At 27.8% G+C, this 26,534-nt stretch carries 23 protein-coding genes; 10 read left to right on the top strand and 13 right to left on the bottom strand.

All coding sequences use genetic code 11. The features are described from left to right. Window positions 1-21 precede the first annotated feature (21 nt). On the bottom strand, window positions 22-600 hold the full coding sequence (gene comD / locus J3E06_RS03220; RefSeq protein WP_013181031.1) for a sulfopyruvate decarboxylase subunit alpha: 579 nt from the start codon (window positions 598-600) through the stop codon (window positions 22-24). A gap of 275 nt (window positions 601-875) precedes the next feature. On the opposite strand from comD, the gene J3E06_RS03215 reads away from it, so the two are divergent. After that, on the top strand, window positions 876-2,348 hold the full coding sequence (locus tag J3E06_RS03215; RefSeq protein WP_048187260.1) for a tRNA (N(6)-L-threonylcarbamoyladenosine(37)-C(2))-methylthiotransferase: 1,473 nt from the start codon (window positions 876-878) through the stop codon (window positions 2,346-2,348). A 94-nt stretch (window positions 2,349-2,442) separates the two neighbouring features. On the opposite strand, the gene J3E06_RS03210 is transcribed toward J3E06_RS03215, so the two are convergent. After that, window positions 2,443-2,838: an HIT family protein gene (locus J3E06_RS03210; RefSeq protein WP_013181029.1), complete on the bottom strand. Its 396-nt coding sequence runs from the start codon at window positions 2,836-2,838 to the stop codon at window positions 2,443-2,445. A 175-nt stretch (window positions 2,839-3,013) separates the two neighbouring features. Here J3E06_RS03210 and J3E06_RS03205 point away from each other — a divergent pair, with 175 nt between their 5' ends. Beyond that, window positions 3,014-3,727: a TIGR00297 family protein gene (locus tag J3E06_RS03205; protein ID WP_013181028.1), complete on the top strand. Its 714-nt coding sequence runs from the start codon at window positions 3,014-3,016 to the stop codon at window positions 3,725-3,727. 33 nt (window positions 3,728-3,760) lie between these two features. Here the strand turns inward: J3E06_RS03205 and J3E06_RS03200 are convergent, their stop codons facing one another. After that, window positions 3,761-5,107: a GMC oxidoreductase gene (locus J3E06_RS03200; protein ID WP_013181027.1), complete on the bottom strand. Its 1,347-nt coding sequence runs from the start codon at window positions 5,105-5,107 to the stop codon at window positions 3,761-3,763. 334 nt (window positions 5,108-5,441) lie between these two features. Between J3E06_RS03200 and J3E06_RS03195 the strand changes: the two genes are divergently transcribed. Beyond that, window positions 5,442-6,305, top strand: coding sequence for a ribose-phosphate diphosphokinase (locus tag J3E06_RS03195; protein WP_013181026.1), 864 nt, complete (start codon window positions 5,442-5,444; stop codon window positions 6,303-6,305). A gap of 16 nt (window positions 6,306-6,321) precedes the next feature. On the opposite strand, the gene J3E06_RS03190 is transcribed toward J3E06_RS03195, so the two are convergent. Beyond that, complete coding sequence (locus J3E06_RS03190; protein ID WP_013181025.1) at window positions 6,322-7,233, bottom strand: methanogenesis marker 7 protein; 912 nt, start codon at window positions 7,231-7,233, stop codon at window positions 6,322-6,324. Between the two features lie 355 nt (window positions 7,234-7,588). On the opposite strand from J3E06_RS03190, the gene J3E06_RS03185 reads away from it, so the two are divergent. Then, window positions 7,589-8,512 carry a carbohydrate kinase family protein gene (locus tag J3E06_RS03185; RefSeq protein ID WP_048187648.1) on the top strand — a complete coding sequence of 308 codons (924 nt, stop codon included), beginning with the start codon at window positions 7,589-7,591 and terminating at the stop codon, window positions 8,510-8,512. A 52-nt stretch (window positions 8,513-8,564) separates the two neighbouring features. Here the strand turns inward: J3E06_RS03185 and J3E06_RS03180 are convergent, their stop codons facing one another. Continuing rightward, complete coding sequence (locus J3E06_RS03180; RefSeq protein ID WP_013181023.1) at window positions 8,565-9,611, bottom strand: DUF1611 domain-containing protein; 1,047 nt, start codon at window positions 9,609-9,611, stop codon at window positions 8,565-8,567. Window positions 9,612-10,191: 580 nt separating this feature from the next. Between J3E06_RS03180 and J3E06_RS03175 the strand changes: the two genes are divergently transcribed. The 3 genes from J3E06_RS03175 to J3E06_RS03165 all read left to right on the top strand — a co-directional run bounded on the left by J3E06_RS03175 (window position 10,192) and on the right by J3E06_RS03165 (window position 14,046). Then, window positions 10,192-10,602, top strand: a complete 411-nt coding sequence (locus J3E06_RS03175) for a CBS domain-containing protein (protein ID WP_013181022.1) — start codon at window positions 10,192-10,194, stop codon at window positions 10,600-10,602. 585 nt (window positions 10,603-11,187) lie between these two features. Then, a complete protein-coding gene (locus J3E06_RS03170; RefSeq protein ID WP_259163981.1) occupies window positions 11,188-12,732 on the top strand; it encodes a sodium-dependent transporter in 1,545 nt (514 codons plus the stop codon). Window positions 12,733-13,083: 351 nt separating this feature from the next. After that, window positions 13,084-14,046 (top strand): CBS domain-containing protein, encoded by a 963-nt coding sequence (locus J3E06_RS03165; protein ID WP_013181020.1) that lies wholly within the window; start codon window positions 13,084-13,086, stop codon window positions 14,044-14,046. 125 nt (window positions 14,047-14,171) lie between these two features. Here J3E06_RS03165 and hisA read toward each other — a convergent pair whose 3' ends face one another. Further along, entirely contained in the window at window positions 14,172-14,900 is a 729-nt protein-coding gene (gene hisA / locus J3E06_RS03160) for a 1-(5-phosphoribosyl)-5-[(5-phosphoribosylamino)methylideneamino]imidazole-4-carboxamide isomerase (RefSeq protein WP_013181019.1), read from the bottom strand. Between the two features lie 136 nt (window positions 14,901-15,036). Continuing rightward, window positions 15,037-16,764 carry a bifunctional N(6)-L-threonylcarbamoyladenine synthase/serine/threonine protein kinase gene (locus J3E06_RS03155; protein ID WP_013181018.1) on the bottom strand — a complete coding sequence of 576 codons (1,728 nt, stop codon included), beginning with the start codon at window positions 16,762-16,764 and terminating at the stop codon, window positions 15,037-15,039. 345 nt (window positions 16,765-17,109) lie between these two features. Between J3E06_RS03155 and J3E06_RS03150 the strand changes: the two genes are divergently transcribed. Beyond that, the gene (locus J3E06_RS03150; protein ID WP_013181017.1) at window positions 17,110-18,999 is read left to right on the top strand and encodes a threonine--tRNA ligase; all 1,890 of its coding nucleotides are present in this window, start codon (window positions 17,110-17,112) and stop codon (window positions 18,997-18,999) included. A gap of 138 nt (window positions 19,000-19,137) precedes the next feature. On the opposite strand, the gene J3E06_RS03145 is transcribed toward J3E06_RS03150, so the two are convergent. From J3E06_RS03145 to cfbD, 4 genes are all read right to left on the bottom strand, one after another. Continuing rightward, complete coding sequence (locus J3E06_RS03145) at window positions 19,138-19,776, bottom strand: cobalt-precorrin-8 methylmutase (protein ID WP_013181016.1); 639 nt, start codon at window positions 19,774-19,776, stop codon at window positions 19,138-19,140. A gap of 176 nt (window positions 19,777-19,952) precedes the next feature. Continuing rightward, window positions 19,953-20,402: a hypothetical protein gene (locus tag J3E06_RS03140; RefSeq protein WP_013181015.1), complete on the bottom strand. Its 450-nt coding sequence runs from the start codon at window positions 20,400-20,402 to the stop codon at window positions 19,953-19,955. Between the two features lie 203 nt (window positions 20,403-20,605). Beyond that, a complete protein-coding gene (locus J3E06_RS03135) occupies window positions 20,606-21,550 on the bottom strand; it encodes a replication factor C small subunit (RefSeq protein ID WP_013181014.1) in 945 nt (314 codons plus the stop codon). A 185-nt stretch (window positions 21,551-21,735) separates the two neighbouring features. Beyond that, complete coding sequence (cfbD, locus tag J3E06_RS03130; RefSeq protein WP_013181013.1) at window positions 21,736-22,950, bottom strand: Ni-sirohydrochlorin a,c-diamide reductive cyclase catalytic subunit; 1,215 nt, start codon at window positions 22,948-22,950, stop codon at window positions 21,736-21,738. Window positions 22,951-23,322: 372 nt separating this feature from the next. Between cfbD and J3E06_RS03125 the strand changes: the two genes are divergently transcribed. Both J3E06_RS03125 and rnp3 read left to right on the top strand, forming a co-directional pair. Then, window positions 23,323-23,613, top strand: a complete 291-nt coding sequence (locus J3E06_RS03125) for a DUF211 domain-containing protein (RefSeq protein WP_013181012.1) — start codon at window positions 23,323-23,325, stop codon at window positions 23,611-23,613. Between the two features lie 152 nt (window positions 23,614-23,765). Next, window positions 23,766-24,557 (top strand): ribonuclease P protein component 3, encoded by a 792-nt coding sequence (gene rnp3 / locus J3E06_RS03120; protein WP_013181011.1) that lies wholly within the window; start codon window positions 23,766-23,768, stop codon window positions 24,555-24,557. A gap of 53 nt (window positions 24,558-24,610) precedes the next feature. On the opposite strand, the gene J3E06_RS03115 is transcribed toward rnp3, so the two are convergent. Both J3E06_RS03115 and J3E06_RS03110 read right to left on the bottom strand, forming a co-directional pair. Further along, on the bottom strand, window positions 24,611-25,480 hold the full coding sequence (locus tag J3E06_RS03115; RefSeq protein WP_013181010.1) for a TatD family hydrolase: 870 nt from the start codon (window positions 25,478-25,480) through the stop codon (window positions 24,611-24,613). A gap of 73 nt (window positions 25,481-25,553) precedes the next feature. Then, on the bottom strand, window positions 25,554-26,411 hold the full coding sequence (locus tag J3E06_RS03110; protein WP_013181009.1) for a stage II sporulation protein M: 858 nt from the start codon (window positions 26,409-26,411) through the stop codon (window positions 25,554-25,556). Between the last annotated feature and the right edge of the window lie 123 nt (window positions 26,412-26,534).

The raw sequence follows: 26,534 nt of genomic DNA, 5'->3' as shown, positions 1-26,534 counted from the left end.
AATATGTAAGATAAATATAAATTAATCATTTTCCCAATATAAAGCATCTAAAAGTACCGCTACAGGATATTTCATCGTTTCGGACATTTCTGTTGCATATTTTATTACTTTTTCAGCTTCCTCGGGCGTTTCTGGACAATAATAAGGTATTTCTGCAACTTCTAAAAGTTTTTTAGTCCACTGACCCATAGGGATTTGTGCAGCTATTTTTTCCTTTAAATCGCCCCTATGGCTAATTATCATTACTAAAGGTATTTTATAAACTTTTAAAAGGGAACCTATCGCATTTATAGAATTACCCAAACCAGAATTTTGCATTAAAAGAGCTGTTTTACGACCGGATAAATGAGCCCCTGCACAAATTCCAATACCTTCCTCTTCTCTCGTAATAGGGATATGTATTAATTTATTTCTTTGTTCTTCAAAATCAACTTTTGGATTATTTTGATTCAAATTTGTTTCGATTTCATTTTCAATCATTATGATTAAATTTTTCAAATTTACACAAGGTACGCTTACTATAAAATCGATATTAGAGTCTTTAATGGCTTCAAATACTGCGTTGCTTACTTTTAAATTATTTTTATCAGTTTGATTCATAATATCACTTTTGAAATAAATTATGGATATTCTTGTATTAGTTTATAATCTTAATAGTATTTCCAGTATTTTAGTTTTATAACGTACATATCACGTATAAGTTATATAATATAAGATAGTATCTAATATGTACTACTTAATATTTAAGATACTCAATATAAATAATATATTTAAAAATTAAAACGCATAAAATTAAAAAATAAAACAAAACTTACAAGATAAAAATTTTATTTTAAACCTGCGTAAATAATATTTGAATGAAAAACGGTGCTAATATGAAATTAAATAATGAAAATACCCAAAATACGAATAATAATGATAAAATTATTCAAAAAGTGCATCTTGAAGGTTATGGATGTACCCTAAACACATCTGATACGGAAATAATAAAAAATTCATTGATTGAAAAAGGATTCAATGTATTTACAGGAAATTTTAACGATTTAAAAGACGAAAACATAAATTTAGTTGTTATAAATACGTGTATAGTTAGACAGGAAACTGAACACAAAATGATTTCTAAAATTAAAAAATACAAAGAATCAAATAAAAAAGTCATTGTAGCGGGTTGTTTAGCAAAAGCGTTATCTAAAAAGGTAGAAGGATTATATGATGCGTTAATAATGCCTCGAGAAGCGCATTTATCCGGTGAAATAGTAAAAGCGGTTGTTGAAGGATATAAACCCGAGGAAATTAATAATAAGATAGATTTATTTAAAAAAGAAGTAGAAAATAGCGAAATTTCAAAAATAGATAATAAATTAAACTATTTGTTAAAAAATAACTGTACTGAAAATAATAATAATAATAATAATAAAATTGTTAATAATACGAATAATAATACTAATTTAGTAATGGCATTACCCATCTGTGAAGGCTGTCTCGGAAATTGCACCTATTGTATTGTAAAAGTAGCAAGAGGCAATTTAATATCTTACGAACCTAAAAACATTATAAAGAAGTCTGAAGAGTTAATAAAGTCAGGTACAAAGTGTTTATTAATAACTGCTCAAGATACTGCTTGTTATGGGTTTGATAGACGGGATAAATATAGATTACCAAATTTAATAAATGATATTGTAGATAATCCAAATTCTAAACCATTTGACTTTGGCATTAGAATTGGAATGATGCACGCAAATTATGCAAATTCATTTATTGATGAATTAATTGAAAGTTATTCAAGTGAAAAAGTTATAAAATTCTTACATTTACCAATCCAAAGTGGTGATGATAACGTACTAAAAGATATGAATAGAGGCTATACTGTTGACGAATTTATATCAGTACTTGGAGAATTTAAACGTAAAGTGAAAGATTTAAACTTTACAACGGACGTTATTGTAGGCTTCCCTACAGAAAGCGAAGAAGCTTTTGAAAATACGTTGGAAGTTATGAAAAAGATAAAACCAGATTTTACACACGGTGCTAAGTACTCACAAAGAAAATACACTTTAGCAGGTCGTATGAAGCAAATTGACACCAAAATACGGAAAGAACGTTCAGAAATATTAAATAAACTTAGAAGAGAAATAAGTTTCGAAAATAATAAAAGGCACGTTGGTCAAACTTTTGAATGTTTAATAACTAAAAAAGGCGAAGCTATTACTTCAAACTGTAAAAAAGTATTATTTAACCGTTTTGATGAGTTTAATGAATTTAATGCCCCTGTTGGCGAATTTAAAACTTTAAAAATAACTGAAGCAGGCACTTTCGGATTAAAAGGTAGGTTAATAAAAAATAACTAAAAATAACTAAAAATAAATAAAATATTTTTTAAATTAAATATTTTAACTAAATAAATAATTATATAATTCTTATTTTAATTTATTTTAATTTATTTTAATTTTTAGTTATTAACTCATATATTTCATCCAAATCCATTTCTATTGGCTCTGAAATCGTAAAAACTGGCTCTTTTTCATTATTATATCTTGGAACAATGTGGAAATGAACATGTGGAACTTCTTGACCAGATATAGGTTTATTATTATTTACAATGTTATATCCATCCATATCCAAAACTTTAAGCTTTTTTACCATTTTATGGGCTAAAACTATTAATTTTGAAGCTAATTCTTCGGGCATTTCATCAAATTCTTCATAATGTTCTTTTGTAAGAATTAACGTATGACCTCTTGATTTTGGGAAAGCATCCATTATTACTAAAAAATCGTCATCTTCATATAATTTTCTTGAAGGTAGTTTATTATTGACAATATCGCAAAATATACACATAAATTCACCCTATCTAACTACTCGTTTCTTATCCATTTTTATTATTAATCTTACCATTTATATAATTTTATATAATTTTATATACTATCATAGTTAATTATGTAATACATAGTCCGACTAAATATAATTTTATATAGTAGTATATCTAATTTATATTAGTCAATTCGGTGTAAAAATGATATTATTGTACAAATTTATCTTATCAGTATTTGTAATTGCCCTAATCGCATACATAAGCCATAAAAAGAAGTTTTTGGATACTAATGGAATTATTGGCTCTTCAACTATGGCTTTTATAATTATAATGGGTACGAGTATTACCTGGCTTTTGATATTATTTAGTTTCCTAATTTTAGGTAGTCTCATAAGCAAAGTAGGGTATAAAAAGAAAGATAAATTAAAAATGGGTGAAAAAACTCGTTCTTTAAAAAATGTGCTTGCAAACGGGTTAATGCCTTTAATATTTGTAATGTTATACATATTTAATTTATTAGATTATCAAACTGCACTTTTGGGATATTTGGGTGCAATTGCTGCTGCTAATTCAGATACTTTTTCGTCTGAATTAGGTATGGTATTCGGAGGAAGCCCTCGATTAATCACAACTTTCAAAAAAGTAGAAGTTGGGACTGATGGTGGCATTACTTTTGGAGGTACTTTCTTCGGATTAATTGGTTCGTTTACCATAGGATTATTTGCGATGTTATTATTTGGAAAAATAGAATATTTATTAATTTGTACAATTTCGGGAATTTTCGGGAATTTTATAGACAGCCTTGTCGGGGCTACCCTTGAACGTAGGAGTATTTTAAATAATGAGTACGTTAATTTTATTGCCACACTTGCAGGAAGTTTATTTGCAATAATTATTGCAAATAAATTTATTTAAGTTATTTCTTTATTTTTTATTCTTTTATTATTTTTAATTTATTTTATTAATCAAAATTTTTGAAAATTTCTTTACAATTGCCATTAAAGATAATATTGGAGGTTTTCCTATGGCATAAGGTAATATGGAAGCATCACAAACGTATAAACCAGTTATATCAGTTTCAAAATCATTGTTTACAACTTCCCCAAGTTTACAAGTACCTCCAGGGTGTGAACCTCTCGGTATAGTCGAATATATCTTATTAATCCCCAAATCCCTTAATATAGGCGTTGCCGTAGCCATTGCCTCCAAAAATATTTGGATATCTTTTTCAGAAATTGGCTTGTATATATCGTTTTCAAATACGATACCATTTTCACTATCTTTTATTTTTATCATAAAACTAAATACGTCGGATTTTTTAGGTTTATAATTATTTTCTTCCATTATTCGATTGTAAAGTAGCTCAGAGTAGTGCGTACTTAATACGTAATTTCCGTAATCTTTGTATATAGCCATTGGAACTTCTTTATTTATATTGCTACCACATAAAACCCCGCCTACTGTAATAAAACTATCAATAAATAAATTTTTCCCCAAATTTTCATTAATTATTCCTTCATTTTTGTAAATTTTAGATAATATTCTGGGACTGTTAATTCCCCCTGCGCAAAGTACTACATTTTTGGAATAAATATTATATATGTTATTTTCATTTTCTAAAATTATTTCAAATTTATAATTGTCTTTATTGGTATTATTATTAGTATTATTATTAGTATTATTATTAGTATTATTATTAGTATTATTATTGTGTACAATATTGATTACTTTTGAATTTAAAATAATTTCTGAATCTTTTAAATTTTCATTTAAAATATCTAAAAATTCATAAAAGTAAGCCCTTGCTTCACAACTTTTATGGGCACAAAGTCCACAATTTGTGCATTTTTCAAAATTTATTAATTTAGGTGTCTTTTTAAATCCTTTATTTAATAATTCTATTTCAAAACGAGATAAACATTCTTCAGGCATTTCGGATATATTAAGCTCTTTTTTAAGTTCCCCATATTCGTTTTCCAAATCTAATCCTTTAATATTGACTTCTAAAGCATTACCTACATAATAAGAACCTGCACCCCCAATCCCTTTTGCATAGATTGTTTCCACACTATTATCTTGTTTTTCAATTATATATTCAGGTTTTAAACCGCCCATTTCCACGATAGCAATTTTTAAGCTTTCTTTTTTATTTTTTAATTGTTTTTTAAGCTCATTAAATAAGGTACTGCCAGATACGCCAGCTCCTACTATCAAAACGTCATATTTTGGAGCTAAATCCTTGCAATTTACACAAAACTCTTTTTTAATGATATTGGTAAGTTCTTTATCGCTCATAATGTCCCTGCCCATTTTTTAATCAAAATAATTCTCGTGTGATATATAAGTATATAGATATATATTGCATAATTTTAAATATATAGGTTTATAATAAGTTTAAATAAATTTAAATAAATCTAAATAAATCTAAATAACCCTAATTAAATTCAGTGTCAAAATTATAATTTAAAACATAATATACTATATTATGATATGTAGTAAATCTTATAATATTATTTTTATTTAATTGATGTATAAAATTGATAATTAGACAAAAATATAAAATATAAAATAAAAAAATAATTAAAGATTAAAGATTAAAGATTAAAAGTAATTCAATTATGGTGATGATATGATTATAATTCCTGGTTCAAAATCTCAAAAATTGGCAAAAAACGTTTCAGAAATTTTAGATTGGCCCTTATCAAGAACTGAAACTAAAAGCTTCCCAGATGGCGAAAAATACATAAGAATCCATAGTAATGTGGAAAATGAAGACGCAATTATAATTCAAACACAAAATACACAAGATGCAATAATAGAATCTATTTTGTTATGTCAAGCATTGAAAGAAGAAAATGCTAAGAGCATTACATTAGTTGTTCCGTATTTAGCGTATGCTAGACAAGATAAAAAGTTCAATAAAGGAGAACCCGTAAGCATAATTGCATTTGCTAAGATATACTCACAATTTTGTGATAGAATTATTACAATTAACCCTCACGAAACACATATCGAGCAATTCTTTGAAATACCATTTATATATGGTAATGCAATACCTAAATTGGCGGAATCTGTAAAATCAGAATTAAACAATCCTGTTGTATTATCCCCCGATAAAGGAGCTATAGAATTAGCAAAAGAAGCTTCAAACATTTTAGAATGTGAATATGATTACTTAGAAAAAGTTAGATATTCACCAACTGAAATATCAATTGCACCTAAAAATTTAGATGTAAAAGGTAGGGACGTTTTAATAGTTGATGATATTATTTCTACTGGCGGAACTATGGCTACAGCAATAAGTATGTTAAAAGAACAAGGTGCAAACAAGGTAATTGCTTCCTGTGTCCACCCAGTATTAATTAATGATGCTTTAAACAAATTATACAATGGCGGAGCAGACCAAGTGATTGGAACGGATACTTATGCCTCAGAAGTTAGTTTCGTAAGCGTAGATACCATTGTAGCAGATGTTTTAAAAGAATTATATTAAAAAATAATTTAAGAACCTATTCATTAGATTCTTCCATTACTTCAGACTTTGATTTTAATTTAACGAGTATATAATTTTTAATTAATGATTTAGAGATATATGCAATATCTTTTAAAACATAATTATCTATTTTTAAATTTTCAATTTTTTCATGAGACCTGTCATAGTCTAATTTTATTCTTAAACCATCTAATTGAGTCACTATGGGCATAGGTGCAAATATTCCGTGCACGTCTGCAATGTTCTTCTCAATTTCGTCCTTTAAAACTACTGGAGGTATTATTGGAGGGTCGTAGGATAATTCAAGCCTTTTCTCACCTATTTTTTCAGTGATTTTTTCAATCATACTATCTAATGCCCTAATTTCGGAACCTCGCCTTAAACGTTGACTTCTACGTCCTAAATTTCCAATATATGTTTTATCGACTTCAATACTTTGCGGACCCCCTGTAATGATTACAGGAATATCTACCTCAAATAAATGGGTTTTATCCTCGATACAGCTTTTAAAATTTCCCATTACGTAAATGGCAAGGTCGTGCTCTTCAATTAGTCTTTTTTCTTTTTCTTTGATTTGACTTATTGATTTCCCTGCACCGTGTGATAAACCTATCATATTAGGTTTAGCCCCAAATTTACGCACATATTCGGAAACATCGCAAGCTATATGGGGCAAATGATGACGTGATAAACTTGGCGCTACCACTGCAATTTCTATGCCTGCTAAAGGTGTTTCTACAACTTTACCCTTATAATTTTTTGATAAAGCTTTGAATTCCCCTATTTCATCCTCTGGAAATGCTACAGTCATAAAAACATCTAACTGCATAACGTGTTCTTGAATTATAAAACCGCCCACGTCTTCAATCCATTCCTTAAGTTCATTATGCTTGTAAACTCCGCCTTCATACCTAACAATTTGATACATACAATCACCATCACCATAGCCTAATAAAATATATTTAAAGCATTTTTGAATAACTTATGATAATATTTGTTAACACATAGTATAAAATAATTTAGAATTATAATTTTGATATTTGCTAATTCATATGTAAATTCATAGGTAATATATATTAAAATATAAAAGATATTATTATATTTATCGTCGTTTATTAAACTAATGTTTCAATATTGATTAAATTAATTTATATATTTAAAATGATAATCATAATAAGATGAAAAATATAAAAATTAAACAATGAAATATCTAATTACTAATAAAAATACATTTTATTTTAAATATTGGTGATAAATTGGAAAATTTAGAGAATAATGGGGATATTATTAAAAAAGGTAAAATAAATGTTGTTGGACACGCTGCAATTGACTATATTTTTGATTTAGAAAAATTTCCAGAACTAAACACGTCAGTACAAATTCCGAGTGCTAAAAAATATTATGGTGGTGCTGCAAGTAATGTAGCAGCACAAATTGCTAATATGGGCGTTAGTTCATCATTAATATCTTGTGTGGGGACAGATTTTATTACCTCAGGATATGAAGAATATTTAAAAGAATTAGGCGTTTCATTAGACTTTGTATATACATCCACAGAAGAAGAGACTCCGAAAGCTTGGATATTTACCGACCCAGATGCTAATCAAATTACCTATTTCTTATGGGGTGCTGCAAAACACTACAAAGAAGTAAGTGTACCAGATTTTGATGGAGATATTGTACATTTATCAACAGGCGACCCCGAATATAATATAAAATGTGCTAAAAAAGCTAAAAAATTGGGGAAATTAGTTTCTTTCGACCCGGGACAAGATTTAACATTATACAGTGCGGAAAATTTAGAAGAAATAATTAATTATGTAGATTTCTTATTTATGAATCATCACGAATACGGGAGAATAATGGATACAATAAACAAAACTCCGGAAGATATGAAAAACAAGCTAAACTACTTAATTATAACATACAACAAAGATGGTAGTTATATCTACCACAATGGAGAAGAGATAAAAGTACCTGCAATTATGGTCGAAGCTATGGACCCCACAGGTGCTGGAGACAGTTATAGGGCAGGTTTCTTGTCTGCATACTTAAAAGGACATTCTTTAAAAGACTGTGGACATATCGGGGCTTGTGTAGCATCGTATGTTGTTGAAAAAGTAGGCTGTCAAACTAATTTACCTAAATGGGACAAAATAATTGATAGATTATCTGAAAAATTGAATTATGATTTAGAAAAATTATAATTAAAATTAAAAATACAAAATTATGATTTATTTTTTATTATTTTATTATTTTTTAATTATTGGTGTTATCGTTATTATTTGTTAATTCTATGATTTTTTTAACCAGTTCATCTAAATTAATTCTTCCAATTACATCCGATACCGGTAAATTTAATTCGGTGGATATATTTTTTAGAATTAATGATATTTCTTCATCAGATTGTGAATAAAACAATTTTTTAGAGTTTAAGGTAATACCAATCACTTTTTTATCCGTTAATAGTTCTGTAGCAGAAATATGTTTTTTAATATCATCCAAATCCAATAAATCCGAAGCCAATAAAATATAATCAGGATTTGAGCCTACAAGGAGCGCAATACTTATTACACTTCCGCCCCTACCAGTCCCTACTTCCAAAGGATTTGCAAAAATCCCCGTTTGACCTGAAACTATCATTAAATCGTTTTCAGTGAGATTATTTTCAATTTCTATTTTTTTCATAACGCCTAATATCGTAGGTGCTACATTGCATATCGGTATAGGTTGAGGTATAACCATCTCATCAGCACCACAAATTATTGATTGCGGTTCTGTACCCAAAACTCCCAAATTAATCCCTTTGTTTTTTAATTCTTTTTTTAATGTCATGCAAGCTGTAAATTTTCCAGATTGCCTTCCAGTACCCACTATTGTTAAAACTTTAGGTTTTATACCATTCAAACCTTCGTAAGCATATTCTTCAACTTTTTTATAAATTTCCGGGTCAGAAGTATCTCTTATAGATACATCACACTCTTTTGCAAGTGCAACTAATTCCGAATTAGTCTCAATCCTTTGCAATCTTGCCATGTTTACAATTTTTTTTCCTTTCTTAATTTCGTTTGAGATAGTTTCTTTCCAAATATTTAATTCATTATCGTCCAATATCTCCTTATTCCAAATAAAACAAGTGTAATCATTGTTTTTAACATTATCATTATGTTTATAGTTAATAGAATTATAATTGCTAAAATCCTTACAATCATCAAATTCTATGTCTACTATATTTACAAATCCAAACAATTTTATTCCGTCTGCCACTTTGTTATTGTGTGATAATTTTACTTGCTCATTTATCATACTTATCCTTCTTATCGCATCAAAGATACAGCTTATTTAATCATTTAAATAGTTATTAATTATTAGATACTAAATATAGATACTAATATAAATATTATATATTAAATATTAGTTAATTAGTCAATTATTGAAATATTATTTTTAGTATTATTATTATTATTTTAAAATATACTATTAAATTATTATTTTATCATATATTTTATCATATATTTGAAGTTTTTAATTAAATACTTTTTCATATATGGTCAAAATAGATTTGCAAATGTATAATTAAAAAATACCTAATTTAAACCGTTTTCTTTGATATTCAAGTATTTTTATCACGAAAAACAAAATTATAGTATATATAGTTTTCTATTTAATAACAATAGTCTCATATATAAATTTGAATTTTGATATAATGATGAATGTTATTTTAATATGAAGTCGTATTTAATTATTAATTAATTAAACTACCAAAAATACATTTGAATATGTTTAAATACTTTTAAATGAAATTGAAATTAAATAAATCTGAATAAAGTCAAGTTATATGTGGTAAATATTATAAATTTGCCATAATACGGAAAATAGGGATAATATGGAGCAATTGAATAGCACTATTGAAGAAATAATGATTAAAAATGTAATATCTGCAAAAACTAATGAGTCTGTAGTCGATGCTTTTGAAAATATGCTTAAAAACAGAGTAAGCTGTTTACCTATCGTAAATATCGATAACGTTTTGATGGGCATTATTACAACAACCGATGTAGGATATAACTTAATAAAAGATGTATATACATTAGAAACTACCCTTGAAGAAGTAATGACCAAAGATGTAATATCTGTTAAGCCTTCAGAAACCATAAAACAAGCATTACAAAAAATGGATATAAATGGAACTGCCTCAGAAATCATAAACCAGCTTCCAGTAGTTGACGATGATGGAAAATTAATTGGTATCATTTCTGATGGAGATATAATTAGATATATTTCCAAATTAATTTAAATTAAAATATAATATCAATAGTATATTTGTTAATTAGATGAATTAGAAATATTAAAAATTTTAATAACTTTTTCATATTAATTTACCAATTTACTACTTTTATATTATTTAAATTTCTTTATATTAATTAATTCTTGTATTATTTATATTTTTTTAGATTATTTTACGTTTTAGAGCATTATGACTCATAATAAAGTATTATATATTGTTATGACTCATTTTAGGGCATATTATGGTATAATATTTTACAAAAAATCTCTAATTCAAATACTTATATCTTATATATACGCATATACAATTTAGTTATGTCTCAGTTGGTCAAATCTGGGAAATATTGGAAATATAATATGTGGCATATATCATAGATTACAAATAACATACCGAAATATAAATATATCAATAATGAAAAAAATTACATTTGTAATTAAAAATATGATATAGCTCATATCATATGGCATATACTACATACAATTAAATTAAAAAATATACTGACATATAATGTTGCTTAATGTTTAATTAACTACTTTGTAATATTTGTGTATAATTATTACTAACTTAAATACTATATTATTGTGAGGAGATATTGTGAGTTCAAGAGAACAATGGGGCTCTAATTTGGGTTTCATAATCGCAGCAATAGGTTCTGCGGTAGGTTTAGGGAATATATGGAGATTCCCATATATGGCTTATGAAAATGGTGGGGGAGCTTTCCTTTTGCCATATATAATCGGTTTATTTGTTGTTGGTGTTACAGTTTTAGCGTTAGAATTTGTTATTGGTCATTCCACAAAAGGTTCCGCACCTCTTGCTTGGAAAAGAATAAGTGGCAAATTTGAATGGTTAGGATGGCTTTCAGTATTTACAGCATTTGTAATTACAACATATTATATGGCAATTCTCGGATGGGGTGTTGCATACCTTTACCAGCTGTTATTTATTGGAATTCCTGCAGATATTGGAGGATTCTTCTTTAACAATATATTACAAATATCAAGTGGACCTGCTGATTTAGGTACGTTCCCGATATTATCATTAGTTGCAGTTGTTCTTGCGTGGGTTGTAACATATGTTATCATTAATTCAGGTGTTAAAAAAGGTTTGGAAAGAGCAAACAAGATATTTATGCCTTTATTATTCATTATGACTCTTATGTTAGTTATAAGAGGATTTACATTACCTGGCGGTATAGATGGTATATTATTATACATAACCCCAGATTTCTCAAAAATAACTAACTTAAAAATATGGGTTGACGCATTCTGTCAAATCTTCTTATCTTTGAGTTTAGGGTTTGGTATTATGATAGCTTACTCAAGTTATTTACCAGAAAAAACAGATTTAACAAAAAGTTCACTTATTGTGGCTCTATCAAACTCATTCTATTCATTAATCGTGGGTTTTGCGGTGTTTGGAACTTTAGGTTATATGGCTTTCGAACAAGGTGTGCCAATTACTGAAGTTGTACAAGCGTCAATTACATTAGCATTCGTCACATTCCCTACGGCAATCTCATTGATGCCATTTGGAAGAGAATTTGGTATATTATTCTTCCTTTGCTTCGTGATTGCAGGTATTTCGTCAGCATTATCATTGATGGAATCAGTTACCTCTGCAATTATTGATAAATTCCAAATTAACAGGAAAAAGACTTCATTTATGGTTACTGTTTTAGGTATCTTAGGAAGTTTAATATTCGTAACTCAGGCAGGATTATACTGGTTAGATTTAGTAGATAACTTCATTTCAAATGTAACCTTGCCATTAGTGGGAGTATTAGAAGCTATTGCAGCAATTTGGTTATTCAAAGGTGAAAAACTTGTTGAATATATGGACAGATTGTCACCTATTAAATTAGGAGCTTTATGGAAAGTATTTGCAGGATTGATAACACCTTTAGCTTTATTAGCGTTCTTAGGGTTCCAAATGTACAGTTTAATCACAACTGGATATGGGGGATACGAAAGTATTTTCGTAGCATTAGGTGCTGCCGTTATTCCAGCTATGGTATTGGGTTCAATCATACTTACATCAGTATCTTGGAAAGAAAAAATCGAAGATTGGGACAGCTTTAACTACAAGAGATTTAAAGACGTTGCAAAAGAAGTATTAAAAAAAGAAGAAAAAATTTAAAATATAAATAATCTAAAATATAAATAATTTAAAAATAATTTTTTCTAAGTTATTACTTATTATTTATTGAGTATTACTTAATGAGTATTACTTAGCAATCATTATCTATTTTTTTGACATTATAATTTATAATTTATAATTTAAAAGTTTGATATGTTGATTTTATTAAACCTTAAAATTTCTCTACCATATAGAATATAGTTATCATTCTATCTAAATTCAATTAGATAAATAAATATAGTATAATATATAAATTTATTTTCAATAGCTCTAATAAATATGGCGATATTAGAGATAGACGTAATAGTATTAACGGGTATTTAGAATATTAATAAATTTTGGTGATTTTAGATGTATTTTAATAAGTTATCTACAATAGAACGGGTATATAACATAGGTTTAGAACACGATTCAATAGAATATTTGTTCAACTACATTAACAAGTTTATACAAGAAAGTGAAAGTGATTTAATAAAACTATATGACTTGAAAATACTAACTAAGCTTAGTGTAAGTCAAATAATGTCCTCAAGAGTCGTTACAGTTAATGAAAACGATTCTGTAGACTTTTTAAACAGCGTAATACGGAAACATAAACATTTAGGTTATCCCGTTGTTAATTCTAACAAAGAACTTGTCGGAATTGTCACATTTAATGACTTGGAAAACAAAGGAATACTTGGAAAAAATAAAATAAAAGACATAATGACTAAAGCAAAAGATTTAATAATCATAAAATGCGATGAATCTGCATTGGCTGCTCAAAAGTTAATGATAAAACATAAAGTTGGTAGATTAATCGTATTAGATGATGAAAATAACATATTGGGTATTGTAAGTAAAACGGACATTTTAAAGACTAATGAAATATATAGTAAAAAAACTACAAAAATAAAAGATTGTAAACATATTACAAATCTTTATTTCTACGATACCGATGGCAAAAAGCTTGAAAGACTTAAAGACAATATAATTATACTTATGAGTGCCAGAGGATACATAATTTCTGAAAAAGAGGATTATGTGGAAGTTAAATCAAGAGATTGGGACGCTTTTGCAAAATTAGTTAAAAGTAATACGGGAGAATTATCCCATATATCTATAGACACTAAATTATTAGATATTATGAGTATTAAAGTTATTAAAGAAATGATGAAAGCAATTGAAAAAGAAAAATTTGAAGAAATTGTTATTACTGACCACGTAACTATGGTTAATGAAAAATCAGCTATACAAAGAGTTATTACAGACTTTGCATTGTTTGAAGATAGTAAAAGAACTTTTGGTACGATTACTGTTAGAATTGACTTATAATATTAATAAAAAAGTAAAAAATTAATTAGATTCAGTGTAATGAATAATATAATAGATAATATAATAATAGATAATATAATATTTTAGTAATTATTCTATTAATTATCTTATATAGTTATTTTAAATTAAAGTTTAAAGTTATTTACTGTAATTATAGCATCATTTAACTTAAAATTATTTTTATAGAGTGCTGAACCGACTACGACACCAGATACACCTATTTTTTTGAATTCAATCAAATCATCAATTGTAGTAACCCCACCTGATGCGATAATTGGAATATTCAGGTTATCCACAAGTTCTTTTGTAGGAGTAATGTTTATACCATTTAAAAGACCTTCGGAATCGACATTGGTAAACAATATACTACCTGCACCTTTTTCCTCAAGTATTTTACCCATTTGAACTGGAGTATATTCTGTTTTTTCTTTCCAGCCCTTTATAACTACTTTACCATCCTTTGCATCTAAAGCAACCATTATTTTCTCACTACCTACTTTTTTTGCAAGTTTCTCCACAAAATCAGGATTTTGAACTGCTACAGTACCAATAATAACTCTATTGATACCTAAATTAACTAATTCTTCCACATCTTCAATTGTTCGTATGCCACCACCCATTTGAACTGGTACTTTTGATTCTTGGATTATTTTTTTAACCATTGGCAAGTTAACACGTTCTCCGTCAATTGCACCATCTAAATCTACGAGGTGCAACATCTCTGCACCATTTTCTACCCACATTTTAGCTATTTCGTCAGGGTTATCATATTCCACATGTCTCTTTGTAGGGTCTCCCTGTATTAACTGCACGCATTTGCCTTCTTTCATATCAACAGCAGGTATAATATCCATTAGTTTCACCATTTGAATTTTTACTAATCAATGAGTATTGCCATAACTTTGTTCATTATTAATTTTTTATTAATTTTTTATTATTTTATTATTTTATTATCAAGTTAGTATTAATAATTTAGATTATGCTAAAAAATTATAAATATCTACCCTTCTTTTCAACTTTATCAATCATTTTTAAAGTTTTGCCATATTCTTTTGAAATTTTGTAGCCTTCAAGGATATAATTCCAAATTTCATCAAATTCTTTATAATGGGTACTTACTAATGCTTTCTTCAACACGATTAAATCAATCGCTTTATCCTCAAAAACATCGGTATATTTTGCCAATCCAAAATCTAACAGGTATAACTTGTTATATGTATCAACCATAAAATTAGAGGTTGTTAAATCGTTATGAATTATATTTTCGTTGTGCATTTTGGCAATAGATTCTCCAACTTTATTTAATAAATCTTTTAAATTGTTTTTAGTATTATTATTGTTATTATTAGAGCAATTTTTAGCATAATGTTTTAAAATATAATCTTTTAAAGACATACCTTCTATAAATTCCATAATAATACTGTTTTCATCTTTATTTACATCATAAATTACAGGGGTGTTAATTTCTAAGTTTTTAACGGTGTTTAAGAATCTTGCTTCTTTTACAGTTCTTCTTTGTCGTATAAGGTTATCCAATTTATTTACTCGGTAAGTTTTTGCTATCCTTGTTTTTTTAATAGATTTATTACCTAAATAATCCAAAATTTCGATATCTGCTTCTGCACCCTTACCGATTAAATTTTTAGGTATTATTCTTCGATTTTTAGATAAATCATCGTGTTTAATCCAATTTACATTTACCATATCAGCACGATAATTTGGCATAATTTTAGTATCGCCCATCTTCGTAATTTTTCCATTTTTATATTGTAAAATACCTAACCAGCCTATCATTGCACCATTATCGCCACAAAACTGTTTTTCGGGAACATAAAACTCAACGTTTTGCTCTTCACACATTTTTTGAAGCATTTCTTTTAAACGGTCATTTGCAGCCACACCTCCAACAAGCATTACTTCAGATTTATTGGCATGTGCCAAAGCACGCTCTGTTATTTCTGTTAACATTGCAAAAGCTGTTTCTTGCAAAGAATAACATACGTCTTCTAAAGTGTAAGTTTCATTAGATTTATCAGTTTTATTGAGTTCTTTTGATTTCTTAATTGCCGCAGTTAAAAGTCCAGAAAGGGATAAATCCATACCTTTTATAGTATAAGGTAATTTCAAGTAATTTTCATCTTTTGCTTCGGATTTTTTCGCCATTTGTTCAATGTATACACCACCAGGGTGAGGCAAACCGCAACTTCTTGCGAATTGGTCTAAACAATTTCCTATGGCAATATCGTGAGTTTCACCGATTACACGGTATTTATCACCTACGTAAGCTAAAATTTGAGTATTTCCACCACTTACATATAATGTTAAGGGGTCTTTTGCGGGTGTTGTTAATTTTCCAATCTCAACGTGCCCCACACAGTGGTTAACTCCGATTATTGGCTTATTTAATGAAAGAGCCAAAGCTCTCGCTGCTGTGGCACTAACTCTTAAACTTGGACCTAAACCCGGACCTTGTGAAAAAGACACTAAATCAATGTCTTTTGGGTCAATAACATTAAATGCCTCTTTTAAAAGCTTTATAAATGTTTCTGCGTGGTGGTCGGCAGCTTCCCTGGGATTTATACCTTGTAAAGGAGGTTTATATATTATAGTTTTGTTAAATAAAACTTCTCCGTCGTCCGTAATTATTCCAATACCTGTTTTTTCAGCAGTTCCTTCTAAACCCAAACAAATTAACCGATTATTTTTATTTTCTTCCATAATATCCCAAATTTAGTATCAATTATAAAATTACCATTACTATTTATTATTTTATTGTTATTTTTATTATCTTATTATATTATTATCTTATTATTGTATTATTTTATTATTTTATTATTTTATTAATTATTTTGTCATACAATGTTATAATATTATAGTATTACGTTATTGATATGTTGATTAACTATTTAAATTAAATATTTATAATATGTAAGTAAATAAATATGTGAATTATGTCAAATGTTAAATTATAATTTCATAACTCAAAATAAATATAAAAATATAATAAAATAATAAAATAATAAAATCTTATAAATTTAATTTTACCTGATAATGAGGGAAAAAATGAAAACTTTAATGATACACTCTGATTATTTAGAATATGAAGCTAAACAAAAAACCAAAATGGCTGAAGAAACTGAAAAATTAAGCGGAAAAATGGATGAATGTTTAACTGTTTTTATGGCTGTTGAAAGAGATGACGAATCTGACCCTAAAGCAGTTGTTAAAAACGTAGTCGACGAAATAAAAAAGACTGCTGAAAATTTAAAAGTTGAAAATGTTGTTTTATACCCTTATGCCCACCTTTCAAGCAATTTAGGTTCTCCAGATGTTGCTAAAAAGATTTTAAAAGATGTTGAGGAACTTTTAGCACCAAATTACAATGTTTTAAGGTCTCCATTTGGATGGTACAAAGCATTTAAAATTAGCTGTAAAGGACACCCATTAAGTGAACTTTCAAGACAAATCAGTGCAGAAAGAAACGAAGAAGCTGAAGACAAGGAAAAATCAAAAACTACTTTCTATTTAGTAGATAAAGACTTTAATTTAATTGAAATGAACGAAGAAAGCGTTAAAACTGTTGAAGATGATGGTCTAAAAGCACTCTTAAAACACGAATTGGGAATTAAAGAACATAAAGAAGACAAAAAAAGTAAAAAGAAAAGCGAAAGCGAACCTCCACACGTCAAATACATTAAAGAGAAAGAAATTTGTGATTATGAACCAAGTTCAGATGCTGGTCATTTTAGATGGTATCCAAAAGGTAAATTAATCAGAGATTTATTATCGGACTATGTTTACGACTTAGTTGTTAAATATGGGGCTATGCCAGTTGAGACCCCTGTAATGTACGATTTAGGAAACAAAGCAATCAAAGAACACGCTGATAAATTCGGAGAAAGACAATACAGATTTAGACAAAGCAATAAAGACTTAATGTTAAGATTTGCTGCTTGTTTTGGTCAATTTATGATGAAAAAAGATATGTACTTATTACCTAAGCACCTACCTTTGAAATTATACGAATTGTCAACCTATAGTTTCAGATATGAACAAAGAGGGGAATTAGTAGGCTTAAAAAGATTAAGAGCTTTCACTATGCCAGATATGCACACTGTTTGTATGGATATGGAACAGGCAAAACAGGCGTTTGAAGAGCAATTCTGGATGGGATTACAAACTGGTGATGATTTAAAGACACCTTATTCAATTATATTCAGATTTACTCAAGATTTCTACGATGAACATAAAGATTGGTTATACAATATAATCACAGAATATAGGGCTAAATATGAAAAAGACGTGGTTTTAGAAATTTTACCTGCAAGAAAACACTACTGGATAGGTAAAGTTGATATGGCTGTTGTAGATAGCTTCGGAAGACCTATTGAAAACCCAACTGTTCAAATCGATGTGGAAAGTGCAAAAAGATTTGATATCACTGTAAACGACGGCGATAAGAAAATAAACCCGATAATCCTACACTGTTCACCTACTGGTAGCGTTGAGAGAGTTTTATGTGGTTTATTAGAAGGAGCTTACTTGAATACTCTTGAAGAAGTGCCTCCAATGTTGCCTACTTGGTTAGCGCCTATTCAAGTTAGAGTAATACCTGTTTCAGATAAACATCAAGAATATGCACTTTCAGTTGCTGAAAAATTGAGGGCTAATGGAATAAGGGCAGATTACGACGATAGAGAAGAAAGTATCGGTAAAAAAATTAGAAATGCAGGTAAAGACTGGTCTATGTACGTTGTAGTTATCGGTGATGAAGAAATGGAAAAAGGTAATTTAAATGTTACTGTTAGAGCTAAATCATCAACCAAAAAGCCAGTGAAAGAAGTAATGAAGTTGGAAGAATTAATAAGTACTATAAAATCCGAAACAGAAGGTTGCCCGGTTAGACCATTGCCTTTACCAATTAAATGCTCCGTACAACCAATATTTAGATAATTAAAAGATTAAAAAATAGTGGATTAAATATAAAAATTAAAAATTAAAAATTAAATAAAAAAATACTCTTTTTTTCTTTTTTAAAAAATATGAATAATTAATAATAAAAATTAAAAATAAATAAAAATTAAAAATCAATTATGCTTTTTCATTTCTACTTAATGCAATTATTCCATTTGCAATTGAAACAGCTACCGGTGTGCCACCTTTTGACCCGATTGCTGATATAGAACTATTTTCCGAGTTTCGCAATAATTCTTTTGATTCTGCAGCTTTTACAAAGCCTACAGGTGCCCCCACAATTAATGCAGGTTTTATATTTTCTTCTTTTGTTAATCTAACAACTTCTATCAATGCAGTTGGTGCATTACCGATTACAACAATTCCGCCATCGATTTTATCCTTTAATAGCCTCATTGCAGCTTCTGCTCTGGTAATTTGTTCTTTCTTTGCCAATTTGATTGCTTCTTCATTTTTAATATAGTTGTAAATATTATCATATCGAATTCCTGCCTGAACCATTGAAATATCTACAATTATCGGTTTTCCATTTTTTATAGCTTCTACGCCGTTTTTTATTGCATCATCTGTAAAAGCTATTAGTTTTGCGTATTCTGGGTCTGCTGTAGCATGCACAACCCTCTCAATTATACCCATTTGTTCCTTGGTATATTCGTCATATTTTTCGTTTAAAACTTCTTTTATTTTTGATTTAACGATTTCTCTCGATTTCTCAGCGATATCTAACCCGTCTTTTGTAATTGCTCCCATAAACATATTTTCACCAAAATTCACCAAAATATATGATAATATTATTCAATTTAGTAAAGTTATTTTTAATTATATTATTGTTTAATTTACTATATTATTATAAAATACAATATTATAAAAAGATATTGAAATTGTTCTATCATAAAAATTAAAAAGGTAAAAAGAGTAATTAAAAGGTTAATTTAAATATATACTTGTATATCATTGTCTAAAACTTGTATAACTTCAAATTCTTGCTCTAATTCTTCGTTAACTATTTCGATATCTGCTTTTAAACAGTCCTGTATTGCCACGGTTAAAATATGGTTAACAGTTTCATCTTTTGAATACAATTTAACAGGTATTTTGTGAAGCTTTGATAATCTCGCAATATCTCTTAAAGCCAATCTCATTTCGGTGTATAAAACAACGTGTTCCATTGCTTCTTCCACATTCTTTTTAAAACCAAATAACACGGGGTATTCTTGTTGTGTTATTTCATCTTTCTTGATTTCGTGTTGAACGTCGTAATTAGATAACATTCTACCGATTACAGATTGAGGTAAACCTGCAGGTATTTTTACTTCTATTACTTCAAATTCCGGATTATTAAGCTCATTATTTTGCTCATTTGAATTATTAATTCCATCCATTTTTTCACATCATCATACTACATTTTCTAAAAGTTTTCTAAAAGTTATCAAAAATATGGATTACTGCAATATATAGTTATTGAAAAAATATTGATATTAAAATTATAAAATATTTTAAGATTATAAAATAATAAATGAATATTAAATGTAATGTAAAATAATATAAAATAATGTAAAATAATATAAAATAATATAAAATGGTATTATAAAGTACCTAATTTTGCCAATAACGCTGATAATTGAATTCTATCGTTTCCACCTTCTACAATTCTAAAATCACATTCCGCTATAGCTTCAATTAAAGATACTTTCTCATTTTCTTCAATATCAAGATATGGAACTTCCCTAAATACTTGCGTAAGTATATCTTGTCCACCCATACCCCAATCAATCATTAATTTGTATAATTGCTCTCTTGCTTCCATAAATCGTGCATTGATTGCCAAATCAATCATTTTCTTGATTTCATCAGGTCTTGCTCTCGAAGATACTTTATAAACAATATCTTCATCAATTACGTTTGAAACTGCCGCAGCAGTTTGTAATACATTTACGGATTTTCTCATATCCCCTTCAGAAACGTAGATTATTGCATCGCTACCACTTTTTTCAATTGTTATATTTTCATTTTCTGAGATATAATTCATATAATCTAAAACATCCTCTGTTTTTAACGGAGAAAATCTAAATATTGCACATCTGGACTGTATTGGGGGAATAATTTTACTTGGATAATTACAACTTAATATAAACCTACAAATATCAGAATATTTTTCCATAGTACGCCTTAAAGCGTTTTGAGCATCAGAAGTTAAAGCATCACTCTCATCAAGGAATATAACCTTAAATGGTGCGTCCCCTATTGGCTTAGTCCTCGCAAAATCCTTTACTTTCGTCCTAATTACATCGATACCTCTTTCATCAGAACTGTTCAATTCTAAAAAATTCTCTCTCCAATCATCCCCATAAAGGTCTTTCGCCAAGCATAATGCTGCAGTTGTTTTTCCAATACCTGGAGAACCACTAAATAATAAATGTGGCATTGATTGCTTTTCAACATAATTTTTAAGTCTTTCAATTATTTCTTTTTGACCAACGATTTCGCTTAGTGTAGTTGGCCTGTATTTCTCAACCCATGGCTTTTGCATAATTTCCCTCAAATACTTGATAAACTCGATAAAATTAAAAATATCATATATCATAATCTATAATATCTATATATTTTAAGATTTATTTATATATTTATAATTAAATTAAAGGTTATTAATTTATTATTTTTTAAATATTATTATTCTTATTATTCTTATTATTCTTATTATTCGTATTATTCTTATTATTCATTTTGAAAGGTATAATTTATTAATTCGCCAAAACGAGATTTTACAATATTTTTTTTGCCCAAAACTTTTGCGTGTGCATCCAATTCTATAATTCCGTAATCGTACATATCTTTTATAGGGTGGTATAATCTCGGACCATCACTGATACCTATCGTAATAACGTTTGGATTCTTTTCTTTGATATCCTTGAGCTTTTTATCATCTAAAGCGTGTGGAACGCCTGAAACAAATACTATATCAGGAATTTCATCGATATTATTTGAATTAGATAATTTTTCCAAGATTTCAGTAGCTTTTAAACCCGTGATTGCATATTCATCTAAACCACCAGTTATATAATCAATCTTTACATTATTTTCTTTAAATTCTGATAAAACATTTTTTGCATCTTTTCTTACTTTTTCAAACCCTAAACTATCGTCTAAATTTGCAATATTTATAATTTTTGCATTATTTTTAAAAGCTTTATTTATTTCTAAAATTGGATGGGAAAATAAATAAGAAGTCTCTTTTTTTGCGTTTAATATACATACAATTACAGGTTTTGATTTTAGCTCTTTATTATTAGCCTTGTTTGAATTGATTAATTTTTCTTTAAATTCACGCATTACTTCGTCAATGTCATCATCATAAGTGGGCTGTAAATATTTTTGCTTTGCCATACCTTTAGTTTTTTCCACTTCTGTAGCTTTATTTAATAAATGCACTTGTCTATTGAATTCTTCTTCTGAAATTAAATTTACATCCATAGCACTTTCCATTGCCCTAATAGCCCCTATGGTATTATCTGCAAGTCCACTATGAATATCAACAGGGATAATTATCTCATTATCACTATATTCGTCGTTTAAACCAGTTATATCTTCGCCTATAATCATACTCGCACAAGTACCCACTATCCCTATTTTTAATTTTCTTTCTTTAGAGGTATCTTTCGATTCTTTCGATTCTTTCGATTCTTTTACATCGTTTTCTCGCAAATAAGCTATTACATCGTCAATTACACTTTTTAATTTCTCGGTTGCGCCAAATATGAAGTCATTTTCATTCATAGCCGTTGTAAAAACTCTTATACCATCTATTTCTAAGAGTCTCGCAGTTCTAAAACAGCAACCGCTTGGTCCGTGCATTATTATTGCATCTACACCCATATCTCTTAATTGATACATTGTTGCTGCGATTGGTGAAGGTCGAGGGTGTAATATCATGCTATCACTCGTATATTGTTTATAATTGATAATTTTATGATAAAAAGTAAGATTAGTATTAGTTTTTTAAATTGTAAGAATTTTATATTTATAAGAATATTGTTTATACACTATTAATATTTTATCATATTTTAGTATTATTAAAAATTAAGTTATGAGACAGAGGTCTAAAAATATAGTACAAAATATAATATATTTTATATATTATAAGATATATTAAAATTTATAAAGTCAATTATCAGTTATATGGTAAATTATAATATATTTTAATAGTAAATTTTAGATTTAAAATAGACATTGCACATTAAAAGCGTGGCTTAAAATACTAAACAACTTATAAAATGTTAAAACGTGCTTCGGAGGAAGAAAAGCGTGACCAAACTTAGAAGAGTAGTTCTTGACGTGTTAAAAACACACGAACCCAAATTAACGGATTTAGCACTTGAGATTTGTGCTTTGGAAGGTATTGATGGTGTAAACATCACGGTACATGAAATCGACAAATCTACTGAAAGTGTCAAAATCACTGTTGAAGGCTACGATTTAGACTACGACGTTATTAAAGACGTAATTGAAACTATGAACGGAGTTATTCATAGTATCGATGAAGTAGCTGCAGGTACTAAAATTGTAGATGAAGTTAAAACTCCTCAAGACAGATAATTTAATTAAACATAATTTTTATTATTTTTGAAATTTAAGCTAATAATGTTAGTATAAAATATTAGTATAAATACTAATTTTAGCGTTAACAGTGTTTTATAAAGTTTTAAACTTAAAATTTTATTATGTATAAAAATTCAAAAAGGACAAATATGACCAATAATCTCAAAAATGAATTTAAAAAGGACGAAAAAGAATATATTGATATAAATTATATAAATACGTTTGAAGGTATCGAATATTTAAAAAAAATTGGGTGGAAAGGATTTGTTTTTACCCAAAATGTATATTTATCTAAAAAAGGGAAAACAGAAGAAGAACCAGCAGATTATAGTAAAGATAAATATTTAGAATGCAAAGAACTGGCTAAATCTTTTGATTTATCAGTTTATTCAGGAATATTATTATATGCATCAAATACAAGAGATTTAGAAAAAGGGATTAAAAAATATAGGGGCAAATGTGAGGTATTAATGGTAAAAGGTGGAGATTTAGATATCAATAGATACGCTCTTGAAAAAGACGACGTTGATATACTAACATCTCCTGCATTCAGACGTTTAGACTCTGGAATAGACCATATTACTGCAAGATTAGGAAGTATCCACAGAGTGGGCTTTAATTTAAACTTTTCAGACCTTTTGGTTAAAAAAGGATATGAAATTGCCAGATTGTTGAATTCATATAAAAGAAATATCAAACTTGCTAAAAAATACAATACTCCCGTTGTATTGTCCACGGGTGCTAAAAATATGTATCAAATAAAGTCTCCAGAAAATTTAAGGAGTTTTTTAACAACAGTTTCCGATTTAGAATATGCTAAACATTGTATGAATCAGTTGGATAATATTATAAAATATCGAGTCAAATTGAAAGAAAATAATGTTTTAATTTACGGAATGGAATATGAAAAAGTTGAAAATAACAAAAACAAAAACGATTAACCCATAATTAAAATTCAGCAAAAAAAAATTAAAAATATTAATAAAAACTAAAATTATAAATTAAATATTTCTTTTGCATTATCTCCCAATATATTATTTATTATGTCATTTGCACTATAATTTACAGATTTCAAAACTCCTGAATTTTTTTCTAAAATTACCTTCATTTTTAAAAGACTAAATATATCTGATGGGGCACTTGAAATATCGCTGTTTATCATTATTTTTAAATTATTTGACTCCCTCAATGGTTTTAAATCATCTCTTTGGTAAATATATTTTATTAAGTCCATTGCAGATTCAGGGGTTAACTTTTGAGGCTGTACTGTGATACCTAAATGTATATTATTTTTATAATCAGGATTTTCAGAAATTTTTAAATTATTATTCTTTAAAATATAATCTAAAATTAAATCAATATTTTCAAAATCTACGTGCTCTATGGCAATATTTGTAGTTAAATCGCTGTCTTCAATTACTTCTAACAGTTTTTTAGTAATTTCATATTTATTAGTCCTTGGAGTATGCAATACTATCGGCTTTTTTAAACATTCGGCTAAAGCCATTTGTTTCTTTAAAATTACTATTTCTGTGTCGGTGGCTAATTCAAGCCCCACCTCACCTAAACCTACGACTTTTTTATCTTTTAGGTATTCTTTTAATATTTGGTAATCAATATCGTCTATTTTTTCAGGTATTGCCCTCGGATGGATTCCAATACAGATATAAAAATTTAAACCTGCTTTTTCAAACCTTTTTGGTTCAAATTTTAACAATTTATCAAAATGAGCCCTACAAACTTCGAATGAATAAACTGGCATTGGGTCGTGAGCATGCGTAATTACACAATCTAAAAACGTAGATAAAGCTTGTAAATCTTCAAATGAACGAGTATCTGAATGAATATGGCTATCAATCAACATATTATCACCTAAATAAAAATGTATATGTTATGTTTATGTCAAGTATATATTATTTATAAATAATAAGTTATTATTAAAATTTAGACAATAAATCATTTAGTATATTCGGAATAATATAATATATTATATTTTTATACGATTCTATAAATAAATCTACCATATTTAAATTATTAGCAATTGAATAATTACGTAAAGCCCAATCTATAGGTTCTAATATACCAGCTATACTTACAAGTAGTAAAATTAAGATTAAAAGACCCAAATAATTTAAATAATCTCTTAATTTTAATTTAGGAATTGATTTAACAGTATTATAATCAATTATATTTTTTTCAGAATTTGAATCCGAATCTGAATTTGAGTCTAAATTTAAAGTAATTGATACAGGCAATATTTTTAAAGCATAGTGTATACCCAAACAAATAGACAAAGCTACTGCTGCAAATTCAAAAATTCCATGCGGTATAACGGCAAGCAAATCCAAATATCTTAATTTAGCACCTGAAAGTCCAGTAAATGGATTTAATATGGTTATTAAATAAAATATAAATAAAACATTTATATATGAGATTACAACTTCATTTTCTTTTTTTAAATCGTGTTTATACAATAAAGCTACTGCAACTATCGCAGAAGATATTGTAAAACAGGCTAAAAAGTTGTTAACGATATATGTCAAAGCTAATGACAAATAAGATACTTCTGAACCCGTTTGTGAAACTACGGCGCTGGATACGATTTCAAATTTTTTAGTGGCGATAAAATCGGCATGTTTTAGAGAATATAATGAATTTATGGATATACTTAATAAAGTTATTGAAAGATAGCCTATAATACATAAAAAATAAGTTATTAAAAACTTTTTTGAAAAGGATAAGCTTAAAAACTTAGTATATCTCCCTATCACATAATTATAAGTGTTTTTTAACAATATTTCCCCTTATTTGTGTCTTTTTAATTTATTATTTACGTTATTTTTTATTATTTTTTATTATTTTTTATTAGATTATTTTTATAATTTTTATTATTTTTATTCTACAATATATCTTTTTAG

The organism is Methanococcus voltae, assembly GCF_024807655.1.
Lineage (GTDB): Archaea > AGJL01 > Methanococci > Methanococcales > Methanococcaceae > Methanococcus > Methanococcus voltae_D.
The sequence above is the reverse complement of the archived record's forward strand: the minus strand, read 5'-3'. Positions and strand labels throughout refer to the sequence as shown.

Coding starts and splice junctions, on each gene's coding strand:
- J3E06_RS03190 (WP_013181025.1), bottom strand. CDS start 7,233: ATGTATCAAATTGTTAGGTATGAAGGCGGAGTTTACAAGCATAATGAA.
- J3E06_RS03135 (WP_013181014.1), bottom strand. CDS start 21,550: ATGCAAAAGCCATGGGTTGAGAAATACAGGCCAACTACACTAAGCGAA.
- J3E06_RS03165 (WP_013181020.1), top strand. CDS start 13,084: ATGTATTTTAATAAGTTATCTACAATAGAACGGGTATATAACATAGGT.
- J3E06_RS03215 (WP_048187260.1), top strand. CDS start 876: ATGAAATTAAATAATGAAAATACCCAAAATACGAATAATAATGATAAA.
- J3E06_RS03155 (WP_013181018.1), bottom strand. CDS start 16,764: ATGGAAGAAAATAAAAATAATCGGTTAATTTGTTTGGGTTTAGAAGGA.
- rnp3 (WP_013181011.1), top strand. CDS start 23,766: ATGACCAATAATCTCAAAAATGAATTTAAAAAGGACGAAAAAGAATAT.
- J3E06_RS03210 (WP_013181029.1), bottom strand. CDS start 2,838: ATGTGTATATTTTGCGATATTGTCAATAATAAACTACCTTCAAGAAAA.
- J3E06_RS03200 (WP_013181027.1), bottom strand. CDS start 5,107: ATGAGCGATAAAGAACTTACCAATATCATTAAAAAAGAGTTTTGTGTA.
- J3E06_RS03205 (WP_013181028.1), top strand. CDS start 3,014: ATGATATTATTGTACAAATTTATCTTATCAGTATTTGTAATTGCCCTA.
- J3E06_RS03115 (WP_013181010.1), bottom strand. CDS start 25,480: ATGTTGATTGATAGCCATATTCATTCAGATACTCGTTCATTTGAAGAT.
- hisA (WP_013181019.1), bottom strand. CDS start 14,900: ATGGATATTATACCTGCTGTTGATATGAAAGAAGGCAAATGCGTGCAG.
- J3E06_RS03140 (WP_013181015.1), bottom strand. CDS start 20,402: ATGGATGGAATTAATAATTCAAATGAGCAAAATAATGAGCTTAATAAT.
- J3E06_RS03180 (WP_013181023.1), bottom strand. CDS start 9,611: ATGATAAATGAGCAAGTAAAATTATCACACAATAACAAAGTGGCAGAC.
- J3E06_RS03195 (WP_013181026.1), top strand. CDS start 5,442: ATGATTATAATTCCTGGTTCAAAATCTCAAAAATTGGCAAAAAACGTT.
- J3E06_RS03150 (WP_013181017.1), top strand. CDS start 17,110: ATGAAAACTTTAATGATACACTCTGATTATTTAGAATATGAAGCTAAA.
- J3E06_RS03145 (WP_013181016.1), bottom strand. CDS start 19,776: ATGTTTATGGGAGCAATTACAAAAGACGGGTTAGATATCGCTGAGAAA.
- cfbD (WP_013181013.1), bottom strand. CDS start 22,950: ATGATATTACACCCTCGACCTTCACCAATCGCAGCAACAATGTATCAA.
- comD (WP_013181031.1), bottom strand. CDS start 600: ATGAATCAAACTGATAAAAATAATTTAAAAGTAAGCAACGCAGTATTT.
- J3E06_RS03175 (WP_013181022.1), top strand. CDS start 10,192: ATGGAGCAATTGAATAGCACTATTGAAGAAATAATGATTAAAAATGTA.